This window comes from Synechococcus sp. PCC 6716 (genome assembly GCF_022570815.1).
GTDB classification, from domain to species: domain Bacteria; phylum Cyanobacteriota; class Cyanobacteriia; order Thermosynechococcales; family Thermosynechococcaceae; genus Thermosynechococcus; species Thermosynechococcus lividus.
Map to the genome: position 1 here is coordinate 73,055 of NZ_JAKLTU010000004.1, position 9,555 is coordinate 82,609.

General features: G+C 50.0%; 9 protein-coding genes, 1 tRNA gene and 2 pseudogenes. 7 read left to right on the top strand and 5 right to left on the bottom strand.

Annotation, left to right across the window (positions count from 1 at the left end; genetic code table 11):
• Positions 1 to 72: 72 nt before the first annotated feature.
• The 4 genes from L5220_RS04505 (at position 73) to L5220_RS04520 (ending at position 3,674) form a co-directional block, all read left to right on the top strand.
• On the top strand, positions 73 to 321 hold the full coding sequence (locus tag L5220_RS04505; RefSeq protein ID WP_499571922.1) for a hypothetical protein: 249 nt from the start codon (positions 73 to 75) through the stop codon (positions 319 to 321).
• Between the two features lie 169 nt (positions 322 to 490).
• Complete coding sequence (locus tag L5220_RS04510) at positions 491 to 841, top strand: zinc ribbon domain-containing protein (RefSeq protein ID WP_499571947.1); 351 nt, start codon at positions 491 to 493, stop codon at positions 839 to 841.
• 60 nt (positions 842 to 901) lie between these two features.
• Positions 902 to 2,062 carry an anion transporter gene (locus L5220_RS04515; protein WP_227517501.1) on the top strand — a complete coding sequence of 387 codons (1,161 nt, stop codon included), beginning with the start codon at positions 902 to 904 and terminating at the stop codon, positions 2,060 to 2,062.
• 304 nt (positions 2,063 to 2,366) lie between these two features.
• A complete protein-coding gene (locus L5220_RS04520; RefSeq protein WP_499571926.1) occupies positions 2,367 to 3,674 on the top strand; it encodes an RNA-guided endonuclease InsQ/TnpB family protein in 1,308 nt (435 codons plus the stop codon).
• Between the two features lie 80 nt (positions 3,675 to 3,754).
• Here the strand turns inward: L5220_RS04520 and L5220_RS04525 are convergent, their stop codons facing one another.
• The gene (locus L5220_RS04525) at positions 3,755 to 3,967 is read right to left on the bottom strand and encodes a DUF433 domain-containing protein (protein ID WP_499571930.1); all 213 of its coding nucleotides are present in this window, start codon (positions 3,965 to 3,967) and stop codon (positions 3,755 to 3,757) included.
• Between the two features lie 203 nt (positions 3,968 to 4,170).
• The gene (locus L5220_RS04530) at positions 4,171 to 4,503 is read right to left on the bottom strand and encodes a hypothetical protein (protein WP_499571933.1); all 333 of its coding nucleotides are present in this window, start codon (positions 4,501 to 4,503) and stop codon (positions 4,171 to 4,173) included.
• 187 nt (positions 4,504 to 4,690) lie between these two features.
• On the opposite strand from L5220_RS04530, the gene L5220_RS04535 reads away from it, so the two are divergent.
• From L5220_RS04535 to pgl, 3 genes are all read left to right on the top strand, one after another.
• Entirely contained in the window at positions 4,691 to 4,807 is a 117-nt protein-coding gene (locus L5220_RS04535) for a photosystem II reaction center protein I (RefSeq protein WP_499571937.1), read from the top strand.
• A 65-nt stretch (positions 4,808 to 4,872) separates the two neighbouring features.
• Positions 4,873 to 6,831, top strand: coding sequence for a DUF3769 domain-containing protein (locus L5220_RS04540; protein WP_499571939.1), 1,959 nt, complete (start codon positions 4,873 to 4,875; stop codon positions 6,829 to 6,831).
• A gap of 14 nt (positions 6,832 to 6,845) precedes the next feature.
• Positions 6,846 to 7,577 (top strand): 6-phosphogluconolactonase, encoded by a 732-nt coding sequence (gene pgl, locus L5220_RS04545; RefSeq protein ID WP_499571941.1) that lies wholly within the window; start codon positions 6,846 to 6,848, stop codon positions 7,575 to 7,577.
• Positions 7,578 to 7,583: 6 nt separating this feature from the next.
• Here the strand turns inward: pgl and L5220_RS04550 are convergent.
• The 3 genes and pseudogenes from L5220_RS04550 to L5220_RS04560 all read right to left on the bottom strand — a co-directional run bounded on the left by L5220_RS04550 (position 7,584) and on the right by L5220_RS04560 (position 9,473).
• A tRNA-Leu gene (locus tag L5220_RS04550) sits at positions 7,584 to 7,665 on the bottom strand.
• Between the two features lie 56 nt (positions 7,666 to 7,721).
• Positions 7,722 to 8,285 (bottom strand): annotated as a pseudogene (locus tag L5220_RS04555) (phosphate ABC transporter ATP-binding protein); the annotation flags it as partial.
• A 23-nt stretch (positions 8,286 to 8,308) separates the two neighbouring features.
• Positions 8,309 to 9,473 (bottom strand): annotated as a pseudogene (locus L5220_RS04560) (ISL3 family transposase).
• Positions 9,474 to 9,555: the final 82 nt, after the last annotated feature.

Consider the following 9,555-nt stretch of genomic DNA (forward strand, 5'->3'; position numbering starts at 1 on the left):
AGATCATTAGAAAATACCGTCCAGCACAGTCTTTGATGACTGTAACCGAAGTTGGTTCAGAGGGTAGCGACCTTGACCACTGGATTTTTATCCCAGATTTGGGTAGATAAAATGCTCGTCTGCGACGCCAAGTTGCAAGGAACTAAAGACCAGTATGAGCGGCTCGATCAAGCGCTGCGGACGGGTCTTTTTGTTCGTAACAAAGCGCTTCGCTACTGGATGGACGGGCAGGGCAAACGCACGGCTGACCTCAACAAATACTGCCGAGTTTTAGCCAAAGAGTATCCTTGGGCGAAAAAACTCAACTCGCTGGCAGAATGAGCGTGGTCAGCGATTTCTCGCTTCGATAACAACTGCAAGCAAAAAGTTAAGGGCAAAACGGGATGCCCAAACTCGTGCCTCGGTGGAGTGCAAAACCAGCAGTTGGCGAAATTTATTTAACGATGTCAACGATGTCGTGGCGTATGAGGACGTGCAAATCAGAAACGTGGTGAAGACCCATCAGGTAGCCAAGTCGATTGTTGATGCAGCGTGGTATCAATTCCGCCAGTGGCTGGACTATTTCGGGACCGTATTTGGGGTAGTAACTGTCGCTGTCCCATCTCAGTACAGCTCCCAGACATGCTCGTGTTGCGGCCATTTGGTTAAGATGTCCCTCAGCACTCGTCCTCATTTGTGCCAGTGCGGAACTGTTCTGGACAGAGAATCCAACGCAGCTATCAACATTTTTCTGGAGACAGAGGTTGAGCACGTCACCTCGTTGCAGCAGGAACCTTCATCGGCGACGATGGAATCCTCTTCCTTCGCTGCGCTCAGGACGGGGAGGATGTCAAACCCTTAATCAACCCTGAAGTAGGCCATGATACACACGTCCAGTTGGATTCAATCGACAGTTTTAGGAGTGAGTTACCTAGCATTTGGGGTTGGCTCTATCCCTGGCTGGCAAATGAATCGTGCCACTATTGCTCTGGTCAGTGCAGCGGTTCTAATTGGCCTAGGTACCCTCACCCTAGATGAGGCGTGGCAGGCGATTGATGCAAATACCATCGTGTTTTTGCTCAGTATGATGGTGGTGAATGCCTACCTATCCTATGCCGGTTTTTTTAATCTGGCGTTGTTGTACGTGCTACGGTTTACCCGGAGTCCGTTGGGCTTACTGGGATTGTTAACGGTGGGGACGGGGGTGTTGTCGGCGTTTTTCTTAAATGACACCTTGGCGTTAGTGAGTACACCGCTGACGGTGCAGTTGACGCGATCGCTGAAATTAAACCCTGTACCCTACCTGTTGGCGATCGCCGGTGCCACCAATATCGGTTCAGTCGCAACCCTCAGCGGCAATCCACAAAATATTCTGGTGGGGTCATTTTCGGGCATTCCCTACAATGAGTTTGCCCTAGCCTTAGCGCCGGTAGCCATTCTTGGCCTAGGGTTACAGGTTGGGCTGCTGTGGTTGCTCTATCCAGAGGTGCGATCGCTCCAGCCCTGTCCACCGCCTTCGCTGCCACGCTTGCGCACCTATCGACCCGTGTTGATCAAAACCCTAATTGTCACAGGTTTATTACTGACTGCCTTTATCATCGGCTTACCCCTAGCAGAGTCGGCTTTTTTAGCCGCTGCTGCCTTACTCGTCACCCGACGCATTAAACCCCAACGCGTGTTGCAACAGGTGGACTGGTCCTTACTAGTGATGTTTTCCGGCTTGTTTATCCTCACCCGCTGTGTACAAGAATTGGATCTATTAGCGGGGTTAACGCCTTGGATTACCCATCCGGCGGGGCTGCTGGTGGTGACGGTGATTGTCTCAAATTTGATTTCTAATGTGCCAGCAGTGCTGCTTTTGCAGGGGGGAATCCCACCGGACGCGACCCAAAGCTGGCTGCTACTGGCGGCGGGATCTACCCTAGCCGGTAATCTGACGCTGTTCGGAGCGGTGGCCAATCTTATTACGGTTGAGGCGGCAACTACCGCAGGCTGTCGTCTTTCTTTTTGGCAACATCTGCGGTTTGGGTTACCACTGACCGCCATGACCCTGATGCTAACCTATGGGTGGTTGGTGTGGTAAGTCCTGTGCCTATGATTGTGATTGAGGATGTTGATGGCCATGGAAGACTGAGGTTCATTGGGCTTATAGAAACCGGAGGGTTCGGGAACCGGATAAAACCTCGCTCGTTCCCGACGGGGATACAGAACGGTTCCCGCGCCTACGGCAGTAGGCAGAATCAGTCTTGACATTCTTCTCCAGACAAAGTGATGTCCTGACTGATACGTGCAATGACGAGTCGATTTTAGCTGTATGCCATCTTCTCTCATACGGTTGCTATTCACGTAAATCGGCATCTATAATAACTGCATGCCATCTTAACCCAATGATGTTTTTAGCCGTCCAAAAAGATAGTTTTCAACCTGACAAGCAGCTTGCTCAGTTGCTTACTGAGTTAGCGCGTCTTGCCAACAATCTCTACAACCAAGGCGTGTATGAGTCTCGGCAATACTTCTTTGAACAAGGACGGAAACCGTTCAAGGTTCTGAAGTATGTCAACCTCTACGCAAAACTGAAGGAGAGTGAAAACCGGAAGCTGTTACATTCTCAGGCTGCACAGCAAGTGTTGAAATCTGTGAATGAGGCGTTCAAAAGCTTCAAATCACTCTCAAAACTGTTCAAACTGGGGCAGTTCGACCATGAACCAAAATTGCCGCGATACCGCACCAAAGGTGGGTTGTATCAAGTCGTATTCACGGGGCAATCCCTGAAAGTAGAGAAAGGCTTGATTCGAGTTCCTTTGGGCAACGGTGGAAAAGCTGCATTTGGAAGAGATGCGTTCTACATCCCGCTACCAGAACGATTAAAGGATGTGCAGATCCGAGAACTGCGATTCATTCCGACGAATGGGCAGTGGGTTGTTGAGTATGTTCACTTCACGATGGACAAGACTGCTCAATGCTGCAAATTGTGTCCTGAGAACGTTTTAGCGCTTGACCCAGGACTGAATAACCTCTTGACCGGCGTGACAAATACTGGACTTGCCTTTGTGCTGGATGGTAGAGGGTTGAAATCTCGAAACCAATGGTTCAATAAGCAGGTTGCCAAATTCAAATCGATTCTGACTCATGGCAAGCCATCCATGAAGGGCGCGACCTCGAAGCGAATCCAACTTAATACCCATAAGCGAAATTGCTACGTGCGAGACTACATCAACAAAACAGCACGGTGGGTCGTCAACTTCTGCTTGGAAAACGACATCGATACGATCATCTACGGTCGAAACAACGGGCAGAAAGATGAAATCAATTTGGGTGCAAAAACGAATCAGGAGTTCGTGCAAATTCCGCACTACAAGCTGTTTGGACGAATTAAGCAGCTTTGTTTAATTTTCGGGATTCGATTAGTCGAAACCGAAGAATCGTATACGTCTCAAGCCTCGTTTTTCGATAATGACTTCTTGCCTACGTTCGGTGAAAAACCTGAAGGGTGGAAGGCATCAGGAAAACGAATTCTTAGAGGTCTGTACCGAACTGCTCAAGGATGGCTCATCAATGCAGACTGTAATGGAGCCTGCAACATCATGAGAAAGGTAAGCACAAAGCTCAATATCGAGTTGAGTGGAGTGTGTAGAGGGGCTGTGGCAGCCCCTTCTAAGGTCAAGTTAGAGCAGATTGGTTTTGCTCTAGCCTAACTCAGAGAAGCCTCGCCGTTCCACGGCGGGGAGTGTCACGCCCGTCTCTATACGCAGCAATTCCAAGATTGACAAAACCTTCATGGGGTGCGTCGGGGTAATTCTCGTTCCCGAGCGGATTCGGCTGCGTATCTCAAAGCTTCTTGGATATCCTCCGGCTCAAGATCAGGGTAGGCACCTAGAATTTCGGCGGCGGTCATGCCATCGGCAACCATGCCGACGATGGTGGCGACTGGAATGCGCAAATTTCTGAGACAGGGAATACCCTCCATTTGGTTTGAGGTGGTGGTCATGCAGGTAAATGGCATGGGATAGCTAATGCTGATTGATGTAGAAAATTGGGCTATAGCGTTGGATAAAGTGGGTCTCGCTCAAGATGGTTTGATCTTGATCTGCACACTACACTCTCCTATACTGAGATGGGACAGCGACAGTTACCACCCCAAATACGGTTCCGAAATAGTCCAGCCACTGGCGGAATTGATACCACGCTGCATCAACGAACGATCGACTTGGTTACCTGATGGGTCTTCATCACGTTTCTGATTTGCACGTCCTCATACGCCACGACATCGTTAAATGGATTTCGCCAACCGCTGGTTTTGTACTCCACCGAGTCACGAGTTTGTAGGCGCTTAAAGCGCGGGAATCTCTTTTTGCCCTTAACTTTTTGCTTGCAGTTGTTATAGAACCGAGAAATCGCTGACCACGCTCGTTCCGCCATCGCTTGTCGTGCCAGCGAGTTGAGTGTTTTCGCCCAAGGATACTCTTTGGCTAAAACTCGGCAGTATTTGTTGAGGTCAGCCGTGCGTTTGCCTTGCCCGTCCATCCAGTAGCGAAGCGCTTTGTTACGAAATTTTTGGCTTGCCTACGCCTTTTTAAGTCTCATTGTGTTGCACAGGATTGCCCAGAGGAACGTTGTGAAAGCGAACTGGCGCCGCTTCAGGGGGTTTGTGCAAAAGCGGTTCCGCAATCCCGTATGATCAAAAGTTGACGCTTCGAGAAATATCTACGCCATGGAAACCCTCAAAATCACTGTTTATATCGTGGTCACGTTCTTTATCTTGCTCTTTGTCTTTGGCTTCCTGTCTGGGGATCCCGCCCGTAATCCCAAACGCAAAGATCTAGAGTAACCCTCGCCAAAGGGGGGGAACATCGGGTAACGTATCAAGGCAGTAACCATGAGGAATCTTGACCCTTGTTTTGGCTGCCAGTATTTGCAAGTCTTCCCCCCCCGTTACTCAATCAACCGGCGGATATTACGGAGGTCACTGGGGTAGCTCAAGCAGATCTGCTCGGGGTGCCGGTTGTTCCAGACCTGAGCGTCTCCGTTCCACCAACGGTCAACCCAACTGCGGATTTCACTGCGCCATTACGTTTAGCCGAGGCTGATGCAGATACTGCCGTTGTCCGAGATCAACCCCTTGAGGTTACCGCCGATCGCCAAGAATTTGATCTGCTGCGTCGTCTCTTTAGTGCCATTGGCAATGTTTTATTGCGTTTTCGGCAAGCCGAGCTAAGTGCCGATCGTATTCAAACCGACCTGACGTCGCAAATTTTAGTGGCGGAAGGTAATGTCACAATTACGCGGGGCGATCAGGTGCTGCGGGGCGATCGCCTCGAGTATAATTTGCAACTTGATCAAGGGCTGATAACTAATGCCAGTGGCGTTGTCAATGCCGCCCGCGTCAATCAAGATTTAGACATCAGCCGCAGCGCTGACCCATCCAACTTGCCTGGGTTTAGTGACAGTGAACGACGGACTCTCCAAGCAGAGGTCACCGATGCGCTAGATCGGTTGCGCTTTGAAGCCGATCGGCTGGAATTTGATGGTCGCCGTTGGTACGCCACGAATCTCCGCGTTACTAACGATCCCTTTAGTCCACCAGAATTAGAAGTGCGGGCACAGGAGGCCACCGCACAACCCATCAACCCCGACGAAACACTCTTAACCCTACGACGAGGACGGGTGGTGTTTGATCAGCGAGTGGCCTTACCCATTGTCCTACGACAATTTGTGGTTGGCCGTCCCTACGAAATTTTACCCCTAGAATTTGGCTATGATGAGCAGGATCGCGGCGGGGKGTTCTTAATCTACCGTTACGCCGCCATTAATACCCGCAACACCACGCTGACGCTGTTGCCCTCTATCTATCTGCAGCGCATTCTCAGTAATAATTTTGCCCTTACCCGTGCCAATAGCTATGGAGCGGCCATGGAACTCAGCCATCGGTTTAGTCCCCAAACCCGTATCCGTGGCTATGGGTTTTTAACGACCCTAGACCCTGCTGACTGGCCTCGCACCTCGCGAGCGATCGCCCAACTACGCCACAGCATCAACAGCCAAAATCTTTTTAATGTTTCGGCGATTTATCGCCAACGCATTTTCAATGGCTCCTTGGGCGAGCAGGAACTCAAAAGTAGTTTTGGCGGCACGTTTACTTCCCCCGGCATTCCCTTGGGCCATGGTCTCACCCTCAGCTATCTTCTTGGTGGCCAGTATGTCACTGCCGCCAGTGATTTGGCCTCCTTACCCCCAGAACCCACCCTCGGTCGGCTGCAAGCAGGAGCTAACCTGAATTGGGTTACCCCCCTCTGGCAGGGGACGCCATTGCCCCCCACCCAAACCGAAGGATTGCGCTACACCCCTCGCCCTGTACAGCCCTTTTTGCAGTTCTACACAAACGTTGGTGGCGTGGCCAACTACTATACCAACGGCAGTACCCAGCCCGCCCTGATCACGGGCGCCGGGTTTCGGGGACAGTTTGGCCACTTGTCTCGCAACTGGTTTGACTACACTAGCTTTGATCTGGGGTTTACCCAGACCTTTAATGATCAGTCGTCCCCCTACCTGTTTGATCGGATTGCTGACTTTAGCGTTGTCAATGTGGGTCTGTTGCAACAACTATACGGGCCGGTGCGAGCAGGGGCACAAATGCAAATTAACGTTGATACCGGTGCTGTCTTTAATACGAATATTCTAGTGGAGTATAGTCGCCGCACCTATGGGGTGGTGGTACGCTATAACCTCGATCGCCAAATTGCCGCCATTCTCTTCCGCATCAATGGGTTTAACTGGCAGGGCAATGCCGATCCCTTCTCTAGTCCCGTCCTTGGTACTGCTGAGGATGGCGTTATCCGCCCCGATTTACCCTAGTCCCCCCATGGTTTATGAACACACCACGCATTCAGATCTTCCCCACCTTACAGGCACTCACTGCTGCTGCAATTGATACTGTTCTTGAGCAGGCGGCAGCAGCAATTAGCAAGCGGGGGTGCTTCACAATTGCCCTAGCGGGAGGTAACACCCCCAAACCCCTGTATGAAGGATTGGCCAAGGCGAACACCCCTTGGGCGCAATGGCAAATCTTTTGGGGCGATGAACGCTACGTCCCCCACGATCACCCCGACAGTAATGCGGGTATGGCCATGGCCACGTGGCTTAAGCACATTGACATTCCAACCGCAAATATTCACCCGATGCCAACGGATGAGCCAGACCCAGCCGTGGCGGCTGACCGCTATGAAGCAACCTTACAGCAGGTGTTGGCTCCTGCAACGGGCACCATTCCCTCGTTAGATCTCATCCTTTTAGGGATGGGGCCGGATGGCCATACGGCTTCCTTGTTTCCACACACTGCCGCGTTGCAGGTACGCGATCGCCTTGTTACCGTGGGGGATAAGGATGGGCAACCGCGCCTAACCTTGACCGTACCGTTTATTAACCAAGCGCGGTACATCCTCTTTCTGGTGACTGGAGCGAATAAACAAACCGCCCTTCGTCACATCCTTAGCCGCACTGGTGACCCGCACACCTATCCAGCTATGCTGATCGAGGGACAGTGTACATGGTTCCTAGATCAGGCTGCCGCAGAGGGAGTGGTTAAGCAGCAAAGCATATAAACTGTATGGGCGAGGTCAGACTCGAACTGACATGGGGAAACCCCGCTACATTTTGAGTGTAGTGCGTCTACCATTTCGCCACTCGCCCTCGGACTTATTACTATAGCACGCTTGGCGCAGCATTCTTGTGCAGTTGGTTGCACATCAACCAAAGCGCCCACTCACATAGTCCATCGTTGCTTGCTCTTTCGGACTGTTAAAGATGACGCTGGTAGCATCACACTCCACAAGGTAGCCTACTCGATTCCCCTTAGCAGTGGCCTCAGCATTGAAAAAGGCGGTGCGATCGCTCACCCGAGTTGCCTGCTGCATATTGTGGGTAACAATCACAATGGTATAGTTCTGCTTTAGTTCGTGAATCAGCTCCTCTACTTTGAGGGTGGAGATGGGGTCAAGCGCAGAGCAAGGTTCATCCATGAGAATTACCTCTGGGCGGGTGGCGATCGTCCGGGCAATACACAGCCGCTGTTGTTGCCCGCCGGAGAGCGATAGACCACTTTCCTTGAGTTTGTCCTTGACTTCATCCCACAACGCCGCTTGGCGCAGAGACGTTTCTACAAGCTCGTCTAGGTCTCCTTTATACTTATTGACCCGTGCGCCAAAAACCACATTATCGTAGATAGATTTCGGGAATGGGTTCGGCTTTTGAAACACCATGCCAACCCGCCGCCGCACTTCAACTGGATCAACTGTTTTATCGTAAAGATCTGGCTCTATCGTCCGAGTTATGCTTAATCAATAGCTAAATGCCAGCAAATTAAGCAACGTAACTGAAAATTGTCAAAGTTCCTGAACCCATAACCTGACCGCTTGATCAGCTTCAATTTATTGTTAATACCTTCGACAACACCACTATTTGTGTGATTATCAAAATAGGCAGTGACTTCACCAAACCACCGACAAATTGTTCTTACGCTCTCTTGAAAAGAATCCTGAGCTTGAGCTAACCAATCGAGCAATTGAAAGGTTCCATCTTTCCAATCTTTTGCTGGCTCAAAGATGGCTCTAAACGATTCCTTCTCCTGATGCATTCGAGCCAGACTTGGCACTACTTCTCGAATTTCTTCTAGTTTTGCTTTTTGCTTCTGAGTTAGATTTTCCTCCGGCTTGAGTAACGCATATTTACTTTGTTTGAGCGCGGCTGCAATCCGGGCTTTCTGGACTTCATTTACCGTCTGCTCATTCGCTTTACAAATACTTTGTCGAGCCTTATCCAATTCCTGATTCACAATTTTTATAACATGAAATCGGTCGGCAACCACCGTAGCATTAGGTAGAAGTTTATGAACCAAACTTTTATAGTTTCCAGATAGGTCAATGCTCACCTCAATAATCTGATTGAGTACTGCTGCTCCCCATGCCTCAAGCACTTGCCTCACATCTTCCTGCTTGCGAGAAGGGGCAAGGGGAATTCACCGCTCTAAATCGACCAAGACGACTATGTAATCTCCTTGTCCTTTACCTAAGGAAATCTCATCTATACCTAATCGTTTTACTGAACTCACATCGACGTGGAGTTTTTTGACTGACATACTGTACTATTGACCATACTTCTTCATCAGTGAGACCATTTGAAATTGCAACATTATGAATGTTGCTGTGCAAAACCTGTTGCACGATTGACTGAGCAAATCGATCCGTTTGCTTGCGACGATTGCCGATGAAATCGAGCGTTTCACTGAATGGCTTACCACAAGTTCGACACTTAAACTGGCGACGATTGATCTTAAGAAATACGGTTCGTCCACTGATGCTTAAATCTCGCACTAGATGCCAATGATTCTGGTGTAAATGACAACTTTTTTGTTGGCAACGTGTGCAAATCGCCTCGGTTGTCTTTGCTTCCACTATAAGAATCAATTCTCCCGCAACATCGGTATAATCTTCAACCTCAATTCCAGGTAGGTTTAGTAGATCAGTTAGAAGTAGCTACATATCTCAGTTTTCGTATAGCATGTTACATTGGCATACCAAGTCC